This is a genomic window from Bradyrhizobium symbiodeficiens (assembly GCF_002266465.3).
Taxonomy (GTDB): domain Bacteria; phylum Pseudomonadota; class Alphaproteobacteria; order Rhizobiales; family Xanthobacteraceae; genus Bradyrhizobium; species Bradyrhizobium symbiodeficiens.
In genome coordinates this window covers 1,151,913-1,168,294 of record NZ_CP029427.2, presented here as the reverse complement: position 1 = coordinate 1,168,294, position 16,382 = coordinate 1,151,913, and the positions used below count along the sequence as shown (strand labels likewise).

Genomic DNA, 16,382 nt, shown 5'->3' with positions numbered 1-16,382 from the left:
CCCCAGCACTTAAATTCGCGCCATGGTTCACGATTCCACCGACAACCCGGACGACCGCGCGCGCAAACCCGTGCATGGCACCGCGCCGGACGTCCCGGCCGAGACGCCGCCCGACCTCGATCCCGCCACCAGCGGCGGCGACGACGAGGACGATGCGCGGCTGCCCGATATCCTGGAAGAGAGCGGCGCCGTCGGCGAAGGCACGCTGGCGACCGGCCACGAGGCGATCGAGCGCGCGGTCCGGCTCGCCCCCACCTCGCCCGGCGTCTATCGCATGCTCAATGCGAATGCCGACGTGCTCTATGTCGGCAAGGCCAAGAACGTCAAAAAGCGCCTTTCCAACTATGCGCGCCAGAATGCGCCGCAGCCCGCCCGCATCCTGCGCATGATCGCGGCCACGGTGACCGTGGAGATCGTCTCGACCAACACCGAGACCGAGGCGCTGTTGCTGGAAGCCAACCTCATCAAGCAGCTGCGGCCGCGCTTCAACGTGCAGCTGCGTGACGACAAGTCGTTTCCCTACATCCTGATCACTGGCGACCATTGGGCGCCGCAGATCCTGAAACATCGCGGCGCGCAGAGCCGGCCCGGGCGCTATTTCGGTCCGTTCGCCTCCGCCGGCGCCGTCAACCGCACCATCACGGCGCTGCAGCGCGCCTTCCTGATCCGCTCCTGCACCGATTCCTTCTTCGAGAGCCGCACCAGGCCCTGCCTGCTCTACCAGATCCGCCGCTGCGCCGGCCCCTGCACCCGCGAGATCGACTTTCCCGGCTACACGACCCTGGTGCGCGAGGCGAGCGACTTCCTGTCCGGCAAGAGCCATGCGGTAAAGCAGGAGCTCGCCGGCGAGATGGAGAAGGCCTCCGGCGAGCTCGAGTTCGAGCGCGCCGCGCTCTACCGCGACCGCCTCGCCGCTTTGTCGGCGATCCAGTCGCAGCAGGGCATCAATCCGCGTACGGTCGAGGAAGCCGACGTGTTCGCCATCCACCAGGAGGGCGGCTTCTCCTGCGTCGAGGTGTTCTTCTTCCGCACCGGCCAGAACTGGGGCAACCGCGCCTATTTTCCGCGCGCGGAAAAGACGTTCACCCCGGAAGAGGTGCTCGGCTCCTTCCTCGCGCAGTTCTACGACGACAAGCCGCCGCCCAGGAACATCCTGCTCTCGCACGAGATCGAGGAGAGCGAACTGCTCGCCAATGCGCTCTCGCTCAAGGCCGGCCACAAGATCGAGGTCACCACGCCCAAGCGCGGTGAGAAGAAGGAACTCGTCACCCATGCGCTGACCAATGCGCGCGAGGCGCTCGGCCGCAAGCTCGCCGATACCGCCACGCAGAGCCGCCTGCTCGACGCCATCGCGACGACGCTGGGCCTGCCCCATTCGCCCAAGCGCATCGAGGTCTACGACAACAGTCACATCCAGGGCACCAATGCGGTCGGCGCCATGATCGTCGCCGGCCCCGATGGTTTCGTGAAGAACCAGTACCGCAAGTTCAACATCAAGTCGGAAGGGATCACGCCCGGCGACGACTTCGCCATGATGCGCGAGGTGCTGGAGCGGCGCTTCAAGCGCCTGATCAACCCGCCCGAGGAGGGCGCGGCCAAGGAAAACATCAAGGCGAAGGACGACGATTTCCCGCAATGGCCCGACCTCGTCATCATCGATGGCGGCCGCGGCCAGCTCAATGCCGTCCGCGAGATCTTCGCAAATCTCGGCCTGACCCAGGTGTCGCTGATGTCGGTCGCCAAGGGGCCGGACCGGGATGCCGGCCGCGAGACCCTGTTCATGCCGGAACGCGAGGCCATCAAGCTGGAGCCGCGCGACCCCGTGCTCTATTTCATCCAGCGGCTGCGCGACGAGGCCCACCGTTTCGTCATCGGCTCGCACCGCAAGCTGCGCAAGAAGGACATCCGCGAGGCTGGCTTGCAGGAAATCCCGGGCATCGGCCCGTCCCGCAAACGTGCCTTGCTGCATCATTTCGGGACCTTGAAGGAGATCGAACGGGCCTCGATCGGCGATCTCGGCAAAGTTCCGGGGGTGAGCGCCGAGAGCGCCCGCAGGATTTTCGAGTATTTCCATCCCCAGCCGGGATGAACTAAAGGGGCTGTGGTCATATGGTCGTCGTATCCCGCACCCCATCTTGCGGAGCGGAACGGTTGACCTTCAGGCACGAGCGGTATTGGTAGGACGAATGAACATCGCCACGACACGAGGGACGACCAGCCGCGCGATGTCCCTCCCGAACCTCCTGACCTATGGCCGGATCGCCGCGATCCCGGTCGTCATCGGATGCATCTATGCGCAGTCGATTCTGGATCAGCCGCTCTGGCTGCGCTGGGTGGCTGTGGCCCTGTTCATCGCGGCCGCGGTCACCGATTACCTCGACGGCTATTATGCGCGGATCTGGAATCAGCAATCGGCGTTCGGCCGGATGCTCGACCCGATCGCCGACAAGCTGCTGGTCGCCTCGTGCCTGCTGATGCTGGCCGCCGACGGCATCATCCATGGCTGGTCGTTGTGGGCCGCCATCGTGATCCTGTGCCGCGAGATCCTGGTCTCGGGCCTGCGCGAATACCTCGCCGCGCTTCGGGTCAGCGTGCCCGTCACCAAGCTTGCGAAGTGGAAGACCACGGTCCAGCTCGTCGCCATCGGGTTCCTGCTCGCCGGGCCTGCCGGCGATGAGGTGGTGCCTGTGGTCTCGATGATGGGCCTCGCGCTGCTATGGGCCTCGGCGATCGTGACCATCTACACCGGCTACGACTATTTCCGCGCCGGCATCCATCACCTCATCAAGGAGGACGAGGGATGAAGGTGAAATATTTCGCCTGGGTACGCGAGCGCGTCGGCAAGGCGGAGGAGACCATCGAGCCGCCGGCGAGCGTGCGCACCGTCGAGGAACTGATCGCGTGGCTGTCCGGCCAAAGCGAGGCCTATGCCTACGCCTTCGAGAAGCCGAAGGTGATCCGCACCGCGATCGACCATGCCCACGTGAAATCGGATGCCGCAATCGCCGGCGCCCGCGAGATCGCGTTCTTCCCGCCGATGACCGGCGGCTAGGCTCATGACCTCCTCTGCTGGCGCCTGCCCCGTCACCATCCGCATTCAGGAAGACGATTTCGACATCGCGCGCGAGATCGCGGTCCTGACCAGGAGCCGTACCGACATCGGTGCAGTCGTCAGCTTCTCCGGCATATGCCGCGGTGACGAGGACAGCGCGAAGATCGCGGCGCTGACGCTCGAGCATTATCCCGGCATGGCCGAGGAAGAGATCAGGCGTCATGCCGACGAGGCGACTTCGCGCTGGCCGCTCAACGGCGTCACCGTGATCCACCGCGTCGGCCGCTTCATGCCGGGCCAGAACATCGTGCTGGTGCTGACCGCCTCGCAGCACCGCCAGGCCGCATTCCATGCGGCCGAGTTCCTGATGGACTACCTCAAGACCAGTGCGCCGTTCTGGAAGAAGGAAGAGAGCGAAGCCGGCACGGACTGGGTCGAAGCCCACGCCCGCGACGACGAGGCCGCCGCACGCTGGACCCGATCCTGATGGCGAAAGCAGCCAAGAAGACCGTACGCGGCCGCGCCGCGCCAAAGCTCGCCAAAGTCGGCCCGGGCGAACTTCTCACGCTGGTCGATTTCGTCCGCTATGCGGTGAGCCGCTTTGTCGAAGCCGAACTCGCCTTTGCGCATGGTACGACCGATCCGGTTGCCGAAGCAGCCTTCCTGGTGAGCGAAGCGCTGCATCTCAATCCCGAGCAGTTCGAGATGTTCGCCAACGCGCGCGTCACCGCGCCGGAAGGCAAGACCATCCTCGACCTCATCCATCAGCGCGTCACCACGCGCAAACCGGCCGCCTATCTCGTCAACAAGATCTACATGCGCGGCCTGCCCTTCTATGTCGACGAGCGCGTCATCGTTCCGCGCTCCTTCATCGGCGAACTGCTGGAGTCGCATTTCGGCGGCGACGGCGAGGCGGGCTCGCTGATCGACGATCCCACGGCGGTCGAACGCGTGCTCGATCTCTGCACGGGATCGGGATGCCTTGCCATCCTCGCCGCGCACCATTTCCCGAACGCTGCCGTCGATGCCGTCGACATCTCCAAGGGCGCGCTCGAAGTCGCCACGCGAAATGTCGGCGAATACGGCCTCGAGGACCGGATCAGCCTCTATCGCGGCGACCTGTTCGCCCCGCTCGGCGATGCCAGATACGATCTGATCATCACCAACCCGCCTTACGTCGACGCTGAGGGCATGGCCGCGCTGCCGCCGGAATGCCGGGCCGAGCCGAAGCTCGCCTTCGACGGCGGCGCCGACGGTCTGGATGTGGTCCGCCGCATCCTGGCCGGGGCACCCTATCATCTGACGCCGGATGGCGGGCTGATCTGCGAGATCGGCCGCGGCCGGGACCTGGTCGACGAGGCCTTTCCGGAACTGCCGCTGCTCTGGCTCGACACCGAGGACTCCGAGGGCGAGGTGTTCTGGATCGCGGCCGCCGATCTGGCCTGATCCGCCACGGCACCTTCTGCTCCGGCGGAACAAGTCAAATTCCGCCACGTTCATCCCCGACGAACTGTCTCGCTTTCGGAGGATGTCCAGATGCTCGCGCCATCGGGCGAATTGCTGCGCGCCGGCATGGCGCTGAAACTCAACCATCTCAAGCGCGCCGCCCAATCCTATCTGCGTGACCGCACCAGCCAGGCCACGGGGCGCGCAACGTCCTATATGGTCGCTGCCGGATTGTTCGCAGCGGCCGGGCTGTTTCTGATCGCGACCTTTTTCGTCGGCCTGATCGCCCTGTACCGCTGGGTTGCAATCACCCACGGACAATTCTGGGGCTTTGGCGCCGTCGCGGCCGTGCTGCTGGTGTTGACCGCGGTCTGCGCCGGCGTGGCGATGGCGATGATGAAGCGGCCGACCAAGGCGATCGTGCCGCTTGCCAGCCGGATGCGCGTTGCAATCGCGACGCCGCGGATTCCGCGCGGAACGGTCAAAGAGGCGGTGAAAGAGGTCGCAACCGCGATTCCCCTGGCGCCGCTCGCGCCGGGCGAACGCCGCCACGGCAGACCCGCCTGGCCCACCATCCGGCCCGTGCAGCTTGGCCTGATGCTCGCGGCGGTTGGGCTTGCGGGGTTCACCGCGGCGCGCCGCAGGCGGCACGGCCAAAGGTCGGACGCTTGAAATGCCGGTGCGGCGCTCCGAGCAGTTCGACTCGTGGCTCCTGGTAGCAGCCACAGCCGTCTTCGTGCTCACCGCGGAGCGCTATCTCCAGGATTCCGGCCTGATCCGACCGGGACCTCCACCAGACCATCGCAACAACGAGGGGAATTCACCGGAAACTCACCCCGCAGGTGCGGCGCTGCAGCCCGGTCGTGGCCGTCATGCGAAGAGCCCCTTCGCGATCCCCTGGGCGGGCTGGAAGGATATCTTCTGGCGCACCTATCAGCGCATCGACGATGATCGCCTGCTTGCGACAGCGGGTGGCGTCGTCTTTTTCGGACTGCTCGCGATCTTCCCGGCGGTGACGGCGCTGGTCTCCTCATATGGCCTGTTCGCTGATCCCGCGACGATCAGCGCCAATCTGCAGACGCTGGCGACGATGCTGCCGCAAGGCTCGTTCCAGATCGTCGAGGACCAGGTCGCGCGCGTGGTGTCGAACGGCAATACCACCCTCGGTGCCACCTTCCTGCTCGGTCTTCTACTTGCGATCTGGAGCGCCAATGCCGGCGTCAAGTCGATCTTCGACGCCCTCAATGTCGCCTATGAAGAGCGCGAGAAGCGCAGCTTCATCAAGCTCAACATGTTGTCGCTGGCCTTTACGGTCGGCGGCATCGTGGCGCTGCTGGTGATGGTGGGGGTTGTCGTCGCCTTCCCGCTGGCGCTCAATCATCTCGGCATGGCGCCCGAAAGCAAGCTGATCGTGGCGCTGGCACGATGGCCGCTGATGTTCCTCATCCTGCTCATGGCGCTCGCGGTGCTTTACCGCTTCGCGCCCAGTCGCGATGCGCCCCGCTGGCAATGGCTCAGCCTCGGCGCAGTCATCGCCGCCATCCTCTGGATTGCCGGGTCAGCGCTGCTATCCTGGTATCTCTCGGCCTTCGCCAATTACAACGCCACCTACGGCTCGCTCGGCGCGGCGATCGGACTGATGACGTGGATGTGGATGTCGGCCATCGTCATCATGTTCGGCGCCGAGCTGAATTCGGAGATCGAGCGGCAGACGCTCAGCGATACGACCACGGGGCAGCCCAAGCCGCTCGGCACCCGCGAAGCCGTCTCGGCCGACACTGTCGGCGCCGCCGCGCCAATTTGATCGCTGGTGGTCAGGCGAGGCCCCGCCTGACCAACCATCTCAGGCGCCTCAGCGCTTGGTAATCACTGCCTCCAGATATTCACTGTGCACCACGACCGTACCGTCTTCGGCATGATTGAACTCGCCGAGCAACGCCATGAGATCGTGCCGCAGCGCGGCCTGGCCGGTTTCGTCAAGCGCGGCAAAGGCTTTCAGCATCGGCCCGTAATAGGACTTGAACACATCAAGCCAGTGATCCGGCGAGCGATAGCGGAAGACGAACATGCGGGGTTCTGCGGTAATCTCCGAGGCTTGGCTCCCGAACATCTCCTGAAGCCGCGCTTCCGTACCCCATAGTGCCGGCGACTTCACGCCGGCGGGCGGCGGTACGCGCTTGCCGATGGTCTTGAACAGCTGACCGATAAAACCCTGAGGCGTCCAGTTGGCAAGGCCGATCTTGCCGCCTGATTTGCAGACCCGCGCGAGCTCGGAGGCCGCCTTGTCCTGGTCTGGCGTGAACATCACACCAAAGGTCGAGACGACGACATCGTAGCTCGCGTCCGCAAACGGCAGCGCTTCGGCATCCGCCTCGCGGAACTCGACCGTCAGATGGTCCGCTGCCGCGCGCTCCTGCCCGCGCTCGAGCAGCGCCGGCACATAGTCGGTGGATGTGACGTCACACCAGCGGCGTGCTGCGGCCAAGGTCACATTGCCGTTGCCGGCGGCGACGTCCAGCACCTTGCTGCCGGCGCGTAAGTCGAGTGCCTCACAGAGCTGCTCGCCGACGATCTGCAATGTTGTGCCGACGACGGCATAGTCGCCGGACGACCAGGCGCCGTGCTGGCGCTGCTTGACGGCGGCAAGATCGGGTTGGGCGGCGGCTGGCTTGAGCGCGGCGGATGTGGACATGGCAATCTCCTGCGGTTGAAAACGCCGGGACGATAGGGCGCATGCGGCTCGCTGGCCTTGAGAGCGGCATTATTTTACGCTGAGAGTGCCTTGATTTCCCTGCAGGAGCCGAGGAGGAATTGTGACGTTTCGCTTTGAGGATTTCCTGCTCGACCCTGAACGTCGCGAGTTGCGGCGAGCCGACGCACTGATCGCGCTCGAGCCCCAGGTATTCGATCTGCTGCTTTTTCTCGTCCGCAACCGCGAGCGCGTGGTGACGCGGGACAATCTGCTCGATGCGATCTGGAATGGCCGCGTCGTCTCGGAATCGACGCTGACGAGCCGGATCAACGCTGCACGCCGCGCGGTCGGTGATAGTGGCGACGAGCAGCGGCTGATCCGCACCATTGCGCGCAAGGGCGTACGGTTCGTCGCCGATGTCACAGAACTTTCCTCGGCAGCTGCGCCCGACAAGCAAGCCGCTCCGCCGCCGGCGGGATTGCCCCTGCCTGACCGTCCCGCCATCGCGGTGCTGCCCTTCACCAATATGAGTGGCGAGGCCGAGCAGGATTACTTCTCTGATGGCATCAGCGAGGACATCATCACCACGCTGTCGAAGCTGCGCTGGTTCTTCGTGATCGCGCGCAACTCTTCCTTCATCTACAAGGGCCGCACGGTACATCTGCGGCAGGTCGCGGAAGAGCTCGGCGTACGCTACGTCGTGGAGGGCAGCGTCCGCAAGGACGGCCACCGCGTCCGCATTACTGCCCAACTCAACGACGTCGCCACCGGAAGCCATCTCTGGGCCGAGCGCTACGACCGCGAGCTCGCCGACGTCTTCGCCGTGCAGGACGAGATCACCGAAGCCATCGTCGCCGCGATCGAGCCGCAGCTCTACGCCGCGGAAAATTTTCGCGCGCAGCGCAAGCCGCCCGACAGCATGGACGCCTGGGACCTCGTGATGCGCGCGCTCTCGCATTATTGGCGGGTAACGCGGCAGGATCATATTGTCGCGCAAGCGCTGCTCGAAAAGGCCATCTCGCTCGATTCAAACTACGGCAAGGCGCTTGGCCTGCTTGGCACCAGCTATATGTTCACGGCGCATATGGGCTGGATGGACATGGCCGCGGCGCTATCCCTCGCCGAGGGCGCGGCGCGGGCGGCGATCCGCGCCGACGACGAGGATGCCTGGGCGCACAACGCAATGGGCCATGTCCATCTGTTTGCGCGGCGGTTCGAGCATTCGCTGGCCGAGTTCGAGGCGGCGCTGCGGCTCAATCCGAGCTTCGCGCTGGCCCAGGGCTATCATGGGCTGGCGCTCAGCTATTGCGGCCGTTGGCAGGATGCCGACGAGGCCGCGCGCCGCGCGATCCGCCTCAGTCCGCGCGACCCCTATGCGCCAGTCTATCTCGGCATCGCCGCGTACGCCCGCTTCCTCGGCAGCGATTATGTTGAGGCGATCCGGCTTGCCCAGGAGGCCTTGCGCCAGCGCAGCGACTTCGTCGGCGCTCACCGGGTGCTGACCGCGGCCGCCGGCATGGCCGGACAGACGGAGATGGCCGATGCGGCGCTGAAGGAACTCCGCCGCGCCCAGCCGAATATCTCGCTCGCCTGGATCGTCGAGTTCATGCCGATCATGCTCGCCCCTGACCGCGACCGCTACCTCGAAGGCTTTCGCCGGGCGGGCCTGACATAGACCGCCAGACAGTCACTATGCCCTCGAATCAACAATGATGTTAAGCTCACGCGGCTGGGGGGAGCACGAGGCGTGGCGGGTTCGCACAGCGACCCGTGTTTTCCCGGGGTGAGGCAGTCAGCTCTTGAGGCGTAACGCGCGGCATGATTCGCATTTCGACGATCTTCATCGCCATCTGCATGGTTCTGGTCGCGGCCTCGCTCGGGCTCGTGCTCTACGCCGTCGCCGGCATCAGCGGGACCGAATCCGGGATCGTTGCGCTGACCGCGCTGACCTTCCTGATCCTCTACAACGCGGTGTCGATGCGGCTGCGCGACCGCAACGACGTCGGCGGCCAGATCGCCGATTTGTCGCGCGGCACCGCCGACCTCGCCCGCCAGGTCGCCGAGTTCGGGCGCCGGCTGGCTGCGATCGAGGGACGCATCGCCTCATCCAATTCGACCAACTCCGACCGGATCCAGTCGGTGGTCGGCGAGATCAACGAACTCGGCGGATTGGTCAGGCAGCTCGCCAGCACCGTATCGACCCATGAGGATCTGTTGGCCGGCAATGCGCCGGCACCCGCTCCCGTTCCCGCTCCGATCGCCAGGCAGGAACCGGAGGCGCCGATCGACCTGATTACGGCGTTCGAGGAGTTGCCCGTCGCCCCTCCCCCGCTTCCTGCGGCCCCCCCGCCTCCGGTGGCGCAGCCGCGGCCCGCGCCGTCGATCCAGGCCCAGACCGCCCCCCCGGTCCAGACCGCCGGACGCAATCAGACGCAATTGCTGGCGACGCTGCGCAACGCGATCGACGAAAACCGCATCGACATCTTCCTGCAGCCGATGGTGACGCTGCCGCAGCGCAAGGTGCGGTTCTACGAGGCGGTGACTCGCCTGCGCGACGAGCGCGACCAGTTGGTCGCCGCCGAGGAGTTCATCAGCATCGCGGAAGCTTCCGGGCTGATCGGGCGCATCGACAACATGGTGATGCTGCGCTGCGTGCAGGTGCTGCGGCGCCTGATGGTGCGCAACAAGGACGTCGGCGTGTTCTGCAACGTCGCGGCGTCCACGCTCGGCAATTCCACCACCTTCGCGCAATGCCTCGACTTCCTCGAAGCCAACCGGGCGCTGGCACCCTCGCTGGTGCTGGAGTTCAAGCAATCGACCTTCCGCAATCTCGGCCCGGCCGAGACCGAGAACCTCGCCGCACTGGCCCAGCGCGGCTTCCGTTTCTCGATCGACCACGTCACGGATCTCAGGATCGAGCCGCGCGAGCTGGCCGACCGCGGCGTGCGATTCATCAAGGTGCCGGCCACGTTGCTGCTCGACCCCCGGCAGGCCTCGGCCTCGGACATCCACCCTTCCGACCTCTCCGACCTGCTTGGCCGCTTCGGCATCGACCTGATCGCGGAGCGGATCGAAGGCGAGCGCGCGGTCGTGGACCTGCTCGACTATGACGTGCGGTTCGGCCAGGGCTTCCTGTTCGCGCCGCCCCGACCATTGCGGCCGGAGGGGGCATCTGCTACCGGCGGGGCCTCGCCGAACCAGGCGCAGGACATTCAGGGATCCAATGGCTCCGCTCCCCCCAGCCAAGGTAGGATATCTGGCGCGACATCTGCCGCGACGTCAGCCGCTCCTCCGACACAACGCATCACCGGCAACGCGGCTCTCGCGCGCCGCATCTGACCGGCCGCGCGCATCATGACCACGCTGCATTTCGCCGAAAGCCTGCGCGAGCTCGTGGGTGGTGTCGATGTCGTGCTCAGCGACATCTGGGGCGTCGTCCACAACGGCCTCGAATCGTTCCCCGAGGCCTGCGAGGCGTTGCACACCTATCGCAGCCACGGCGGTACGGTGATCCTGATAACCAACGCACCGCGTCCGGCCGACAGCGTGCAGCGGCAATTGCGCAAGCTCGGCGTCGCCGACGAGACCTATGACGCGATCGTGTCGTCCGGCGACCTGACCCGGCTCTATGTCGCCGAGCATCCCGGCCGCAAGATGTTCTGGCTCGGACCCGAGCGCGACAACTCGATCTATCGCGGCCTCGATGCGAAAACCGCGCCGCTGGAGGAAGCCGATTATATCGTCTGCACCGGCCTCTATGACGACGAGACCGAAACGGCGGAAGACTATCGCGGCATGATGCTGAAGGCGCGCGAGCGCAAGCTGACGCTGGTCTGTGCCAATCCCGACATCGTGGTGGAACGCGGCGACCGGCTGATCTATTGCGCCGGCGCCATCGCGGAGCTCTACCGCGAACTCGGCGGCGAAGTGATCTTCTATGGCAAGCCGCACCGCCCGATCTACGAACGCGCAATGACGCTCGCCGGTGAACGCCAGGGCCACCCGATCGACCGGAAAAAAGTGTTGGCGATCGGCGATTCCGTCCGCACCGACTTAACCGGCGCGCGCGAATTCGGCATCGACTGCCTGTTCGTGACTCGCGGCATCCATGCCGAGGAGTTCGAGGGCCTCGACCAGCTCGACCCGAATTCGGTGATGGAGTTGTTCGGCCATCCGCCGAAGGCGCTGATGCGCGAATTGAAGTGGTAGAGAGCCGGCCGAGCGGGACGGCCAGCTCGGACCGATTGCTGACGGCTCAGAGCCGTCATGGTCGGGCTTGACCCGGCCATCCACGTCTTTCTTTGCGGATCCAAGAACGTGGATGCCCGGGACAAGCCCGGGCATGACGATCACAATGGAAAGATTGTTGTTTGGCGAAGAGCGCGCTTACGCGCTCGCCATGTCCGGGAAGACCGCCTCGATCTTGGTCTTCAGCGTCGCCGCGTTGAACGGCTTGACGATGTAGTTGTTCACGCCGGCCTTCTTGGCCGCGATCACGTTCTCGGTCTTGGATTCCGCCGTGATCATGATGAAAGGCGTGGTGGCGAGGTTCGGATCCGCGCGCACTTCGCGCAGCAGGTCGTAGCCCGTCATCGGCTCCATGTTCCAGTCGGAGATCACGAGCCCATACTTCTTGCCGCGCATCTTGTTCAGCGCTGCCGAACCATCGCTGGCATCATCGATGTTCTCGAAGCCAAGCTGCTTCAGCAGATTCCTGATGATACGGATCATGGTGCTGTAGTCATCCACCACCAAAACCGGCATCGACAAATCAACCGCCATCTCGACTCCCCCAACGCAAACCAGGAATATTACGATCGGATCTGCCCAAGCCCGGAGCCCCGGCAGTTCCACGCCCAAGCACTAGCACCAAGGCGTTAAACAGCGCGTTAATTGGGGGCGTCGCCCAAGGACTGAAATCGCATTCGATCCGGCCGCCCCCTCCCGCTTGACTTCATCCGGCGGGTCGCGCCACGGTCCCGGCCGGTCCCGCCGGTTCGAGAATTCCCCTGATGGCTCCGCATTTTACCGTTATCCGTGACACCACGCCGGACTCCGCCATTCCAAGAGGTGCCGTGGTCGCCATGGGCAATTTCGACGGGGTTCATCTCGGCCACCGCGCCGTGATCGCCGCAGCCCTGGAAATGGGCCGGGCGCAGGGCCGACCCGCCCTGGCATTGACCTTCGAGCCGCATCCGCGGCGGTTTTTCAGCCCCAATACCCCTCAATTCCGCCTGACGGACGAGCGAGCCAAGCTGCGGCTTCTGGCCGGCACCGGGCTTGCCGGCGCCGTGGTCATGACCTTCGACAAGGCCCGTGCCGGAACCAGCGCGCAAGACTTCATTCACCATGACCTGATCGGGCGGCTCGGCGTCAGCGGGATCGCGGTCGGCTACGATTTCCATTTCGGCAAGGGACGGGTCGGCTCGCCGAGCCTTCTCGTCAACGAGGCGCCCCGGCTCGGCATCGAGGTCGACGTGCAGCCCCATGTCGATTTCGACGAGCGGCCGGTGTCCTCCAGCGCGATCCGGATGGCGCTCGCCGAAGGTCTGCTCGACGAGGCCACCACCATGCTGGGGGCGCCCTGGTTCGTCACCGGCGAGGTGATCCATGGCGAGAAGCGCGGCCGCGATCTCGGCTATCCCACCGCCAACATCCGCCTGGACGCGAATTGCGGGCTGAAGCACGGCATCTATGCGGTACGTGTCGGCCGCGGGCCCGAGCGGCTCGAGGGGGTGGCAAGCTTCGGCCGCCGCCCGACTTTTGATAATGGCGCGCCCCTGCTCGAAATCTTCCTGTTCGACTTCAAGGGCGATCTCTATGGGCAGCAGCTGGATTGCGCCTTCGTCGGCTTCATCCGCGAGGAGGTGAAATTCGATGGTCTAGAGGCCCTGATCCGGCAGATGGACGACGATTCCGCCCGTGCCCGTGCCATCCTGTCCGCCGCCCCGGACGCGTTTCCGCGGCTCGGCATTGTCGATTGAGGGCCGAACCCGGCGTCCCCGAACCTTTGCGCTTCCCTTGGCCCCCTGCTATGGAGTGCCCATGTTTGCGCGGCGCATCATAGGGATTAGCGGCCCGGCTTCCGCCTGAGCTTTCGGCTCGGCGCAAGACCGGGATTTTGACGTTTCACCCCGCGATTCCGCATCGCCATCCGTTCCCGCGCCCTTCCGAGCCAGTCAGCCTCATGTCCGAAAAGCCGCAAAAGTCAGACGCCAAAGACTATTCCAAGACCCTGTTCCTGCCGCAGACCGAATTCCCGATGCGCGCCGGCCTGCCGCAGCGCGAGCCGGAGATCCTCAAGCGCTGGTACGAGATCGGCCTCTACGAGAAGCTGCGTGAGAGTGCAAAGGGCCGCGCCAAGTTCGTGCTGCATGACGGCCCGCCCTATGCCAACGGCAACATCCATATCGGCACGGCGCTGAACAAGATCCTGAAGGATCTCGTCACCAAGAGCCAGCAGATGCTCGGCTTCGATTCCAACTACGTGCCGGGCTGGGACTGCCACGGCCTGCCGATCGAATGGAAGGTCGAGGAAGAGCACTATCGCAAGAAGGGCAAGCAGAAACCCGACTTCCGCGACTCGACCGCGATGATCGATTTCCGGAAGGAATGCCGCGCCTACGCCACGCATTGGCTCGGCGTGCAACGCGAGGAGTTCAAACGCCTCGGCGTCATCGGCGACTGGGATCATCCCTACGCCACCATGAGCTATCCCGCCGAAGCCCAGATCGCGCGCGAGTTGATGAAGTTCGCCGCCAACGGCACGCTCTATCGCGGCTCCAAGCCGGTGATGTGGAGCGTGGTCGAGAAGACCGCGCTCGCCGAAGCCGAGGTCGAGTACGAGGACCACACCTCCGATACGGTGTGGGTGAAGTTTCCGGTTACCTCGCCCGCGCATGGCGCGCTTGCCACCGCAAGCGTCGTGATCTGGACCACCACGCCCTGGACGCTGCCGGGCAACCGCGCCATCTCGTTCTCGCCGAAGATCGCCTACGGCCTGTACAAGGTGACGGACGCGCCCACCGACAATTGGACCAGGACCGGCGATCTGCTGATCCTCGCCGACGCGCTCGCCGAAGAGGTCTTCAAGCAGGCCCGTGTGACGGCCTTCGAGAAGGTGCGCGACGTGCCCGGCGACACCATGGACGCAATCGAATGCGCCCATCCGCTGAAGGGCCTTGCCGGCGGCTACGATTTCGTCGTGCCGCTGCTGCCCGGTGACCACGTCACCGACGACACCGGCACCGGCTTCGTGCACACGGCGCCCGGCCATGGCCGCGAGGACTTCGATGTCTGGATGGCACAGGCGCGCGATCTCGACGCGCGCGGCATCACGACGGCGATCCCCTATACCGTCGACGAGAACGGTGCCTACACCGACCACGCGCCGGGCTTTACCGGCAAGCGTGTCATCAACGACAAGGGCGAGAAGGGCGACGCCAACGAGGCCGTGATCAAGGCGCTCGTCGAACGCGGCATGCTGATCGCGCGCGGCCGGCTCAAGCATCAATATCCGCACTCCTGGCGCTCCAAGAAGCCGGTGATCTTCCGCAACACGCCGCAATGGTTCATCGCGATGGACAAGGACGTGGCGCAGGGCGGCAAGGCGAAGAACGGCGACACGCTGCGCGCCCGCGCGCTGCACGCGATCTCGGTGACGCAATGGGTGCCGCCGTCGGGCGAGAACCGCATCAACGGCATGATCGAGGCGCGCCCCGACTGGGTGATCTCGCGCCAGCGCGCCTGGGGCGTGCCGATCGCCGTGTTCGTGCGCGAGAAGGGCGACGGCTCCGCCGAAATCCTCCAGGACGAGGCCGTCAACAGCCGCATTGGCGAAGCGTTCGAGCAGGAAGGCGCCGACGCCTGGTACGCGAAGGGCGCCCGCGAGCGCTTCCTCGGATCCCGCGCGAGCGAGGACTGGCAGAAGGTCGACGACATCCTCGACGTCTGGTTCGATTCCGGCTCGACACACGCTTTCGTGCTCGAAGACCCCGTGCACTTTCCCGGCCTCGCCGGCATCAAGCGCAAGGTCGACGGCGGCACCGACACGGTGATGTATCTCGAAGGCTCGGACCAGCATCGCGGCTGGTTCCACTCCTCGCTGCTGGAGAGCTGCGGCACCCGCGGTCGGGCTCCCTACGACATCGTGCTGACCCACGGCTTCACCCAGGCCGAGGACGGCCGCAAGATGTCGAAGTCGCTCGGCAACACCATCGAGCCGCAGTCGGTCATCAAGGAATCCGGTGCCGACATCCTCCGGCTCTGGGTCGCGTCCTGCGACTACACCGACGACCAGCGCATCGGTCCCGAGATCCTGAAGAACACCGTCGAGACCTACCGCAAGCTGCGCAACACCGTGCGCTGGATGCTCGGCACGCTGCATCATTACAAGCCGGCTGACGCGGTCGCGCCCGCCGAGATGCCCGAGCTCGAGCGGCTGATGCTGCACGAGCTCGCGATCCGCGCCGCCGCCATCGGCAAGGCCTATCGGGAGTTCGACTTCAAGTCGGTGGTCGCGATCCTGTCCGCTTTCCTGAACAGCGAGCTCTCGGCGTTCTATTTCGACATCCGCAAGGACACGCTTTATTGCGATCCGCCTTCGTCGCCGACGCGCAAGGCAGCGCTGACGACGATCGACCTGTTGTGCGCTTCGGTCCTGAAATGGCTGGCGCCGGTCCTCAGCTTCACCGCGGAGGAAGGCTGGCGCATGTACCGGCCCGATGCCGAACCGTCGGTGCATCTGACGCTATTCCCGACCGATCTCGAAGGCTTGCGCGACGACAAGCTTGCTGCGAAATGGGAGACGATCCGCAACGTCCGCCGCGTCGTCACCGGTGCGCTCGAGCTCGAACGCGCCGCCAAGAACATCGGCTCGTCGCTGGAGGCGTCACCGGTGATCTACGTCGCCGACCGGGACATGCTGATGACGCTGTTCGACGTCGACCTCGCCGAAATCTGCATCACCTCGAATTACGAGGTGCGTGAGGGCGAAGCTCCGGCTTCGGCATTCCGTCTCGATGCCGTGCCTGGTGTCGCGGTCGTGGTGGAGAAGGCGGTCGGCACCAAATGCGCCCGCTCCTGGAAGATCTCCCCGACGGTCGGCGAAGACGCCGAATACCCCGACGTCACCCCGCGCGATGCGAGGGCGCTGCGCGAGTGGAAGGCGCTGGGGGTGGGGGTCTGATCCCC

14 protein-coding genes are annotated in these 16,382 nt (G+C 65.3%); 12 read left to right on the top strand and 2 right to left on the bottom strand.

Annotation, left to right across the window (positions count from 1 at the left end):
• Positions 1–22: 22 nt before the first annotated feature.
• From uvrC to CIT39_RS05405, 7 genes are all read left to right on the top strand, one after another.
• Complete coding sequence (gene uvrC, locus CIT39_RS05435; RefSeq protein WP_094973062.1) at positions 23–2,089, top strand: excinuclease ABC subunit UvrC; 2,067 nt, start codon at positions 23–25, stop codon at positions 2,087–2,089.
• A 97-nt stretch (positions 2,090–2,186) separates the two neighbouring features.
• Positions 2,187–2,804 carry a CDP-diacylglycerol--glycerol-3-phosphate 3-phosphatidyltransferase gene (gene pgsA, locus CIT39_RS05430; RefSeq protein ID WP_094973063.1) on the top strand — a complete coding sequence of 206 codons (618 nt, stop codon included), beginning with the start codon at positions 2,187–2,189 and terminating at the stop codon, positions 2,802–2,804.
• Positions 2,801–3,052, top strand: coding sequence for a molybdopterin converting factor subunit 1 (gene moaD / locus CIT39_RS05425; protein WP_027575806.1), 252 nt, complete (start codon positions 2,801–2,803; stop codon positions 3,050–3,052). Before pgsA ends, moaD begins: the two co-directional genes overlap by 4 nt.
• Before the next feature lie 4 nt (positions 3,053–3,056).
• Complete coding sequence (locus CIT39_RS05420; protein ID WP_094973064.1) at positions 3,057–3,539, top strand: molybdenum cofactor biosynthesis protein MoaE; 483 nt, start codon at positions 3,057–3,059, stop codon at positions 3,537–3,539.
• Positions 3,539–4,498, top strand: coding sequence for a 50S ribosomal protein L3 N(5)-glutamine methyltransferase (prmB, locus tag CIT39_RS05415; protein ID WP_094973065.1), 960 nt, complete (start codon positions 3,539–3,541; stop codon positions 4,496–4,498). The genes CIT39_RS05420 and prmB overlap by 1 nt, the downstream gene beginning before the upstream one ends.
• A gap of 90 nt (positions 4,499–4,588) precedes the next feature.
• On the top strand, positions 4,589–5,170 hold the full coding sequence (locus CIT39_RS05410; RefSeq protein WP_094973066.1) for a hypothetical protein: 582 nt from the start codon (positions 4,589–4,591) through the stop codon (positions 5,168–5,170).
• Position 5,171: 1 nt separating this feature from the next.
• On the top strand, positions 5,172–6,302 hold the full coding sequence (locus tag CIT39_RS05405) for a YihY/virulence factor BrkB family protein (RefSeq protein ID WP_094973067.1): 1,131 nt from the start codon (positions 5,172–5,174) through the stop codon (positions 6,300–6,302).
• Between the two features lie 48 nt (positions 6,303–6,350).
• On the opposite strand, the gene CIT39_RS05400 is transcribed toward CIT39_RS05405, so the two are convergent.
• The gene (locus tag CIT39_RS05400; RefSeq protein WP_094973068.1) at positions 6,351–7,190 is read right to left on the bottom strand and encodes a class I SAM-dependent methyltransferase; all 840 of its coding nucleotides are present in this window, start codon (positions 7,188–7,190) and stop codon (positions 6,351–6,353) included.
• A gap of 121 nt (positions 7,191–7,311) precedes the next feature.
• On the opposite strand from CIT39_RS05400, the gene CIT39_RS05395 reads away from it, so the two are divergent.
• From CIT39_RS05395 to CIT39_RS05385, 3 genes are all read left to right on the top strand, one after another.
• On the top strand, positions 7,312–8,865 hold the full coding sequence (locus CIT39_RS05395; RefSeq protein WP_162848617.1) for a winged helix-turn-helix domain-containing protein: 1,554 nt from the start codon (positions 7,312–7,314) through the stop codon (positions 8,863–8,865).
• 143 nt (positions 8,866–9,008) lie between these two features.
• The gene (locus CIT39_RS05390) at positions 9,009–10,529 is read left to right on the top strand and encodes an EAL domain-containing protein (RefSeq protein WP_094973069.1); all 1,521 of its coding nucleotides are present in this window, start codon (positions 9,009–9,011) and stop codon (positions 10,527–10,529) included.
• A gap of 15 nt (positions 10,530–10,544) precedes the next feature.
• On the top strand, positions 10,545–11,399 hold the full coding sequence (locus CIT39_RS05385; protein ID WP_094973070.1) for a TIGR01459 family HAD-type hydrolase: 855 nt from the start codon (positions 10,545–10,547) through the stop codon (positions 11,397–11,399).
• 177 nt (positions 11,400–11,576) lie between these two features.
• Here CIT39_RS05385 and CIT39_RS05380 read toward each other — a convergent pair whose 3' ends face one another.
• Entirely contained in the window at positions 11,577–11,972 is a 396-nt protein-coding gene (locus tag CIT39_RS05380) for a response regulator (RefSeq protein WP_008567674.1), read from the bottom strand.
• Between the two features lie 230 nt (positions 11,973–12,202).
• Between CIT39_RS05380 and CIT39_RS05375 the strand changes: the two genes are divergently transcribed.
• A complete protein-coding gene (locus CIT39_RS05375) occupies positions 12,203–13,174 on the top strand; it encodes a bifunctional riboflavin kinase/FAD synthetase (protein ID WP_094973071.1) in 972 nt (323 codons plus the stop codon).
• A 203-nt stretch (positions 13,175–13,377) separates the two neighbouring features.
• On the top strand, positions 13,378–16,377 hold the full coding sequence (gene ileS / locus CIT39_RS05370; RefSeq protein WP_094973072.1) for an isoleucine--tRNA ligase: 3,000 nt from the start codon (positions 13,378–13,380) through the stop codon (positions 16,375–16,377).
• Positions 16,378–16,382 lie beyond the last annotated feature (5 nt).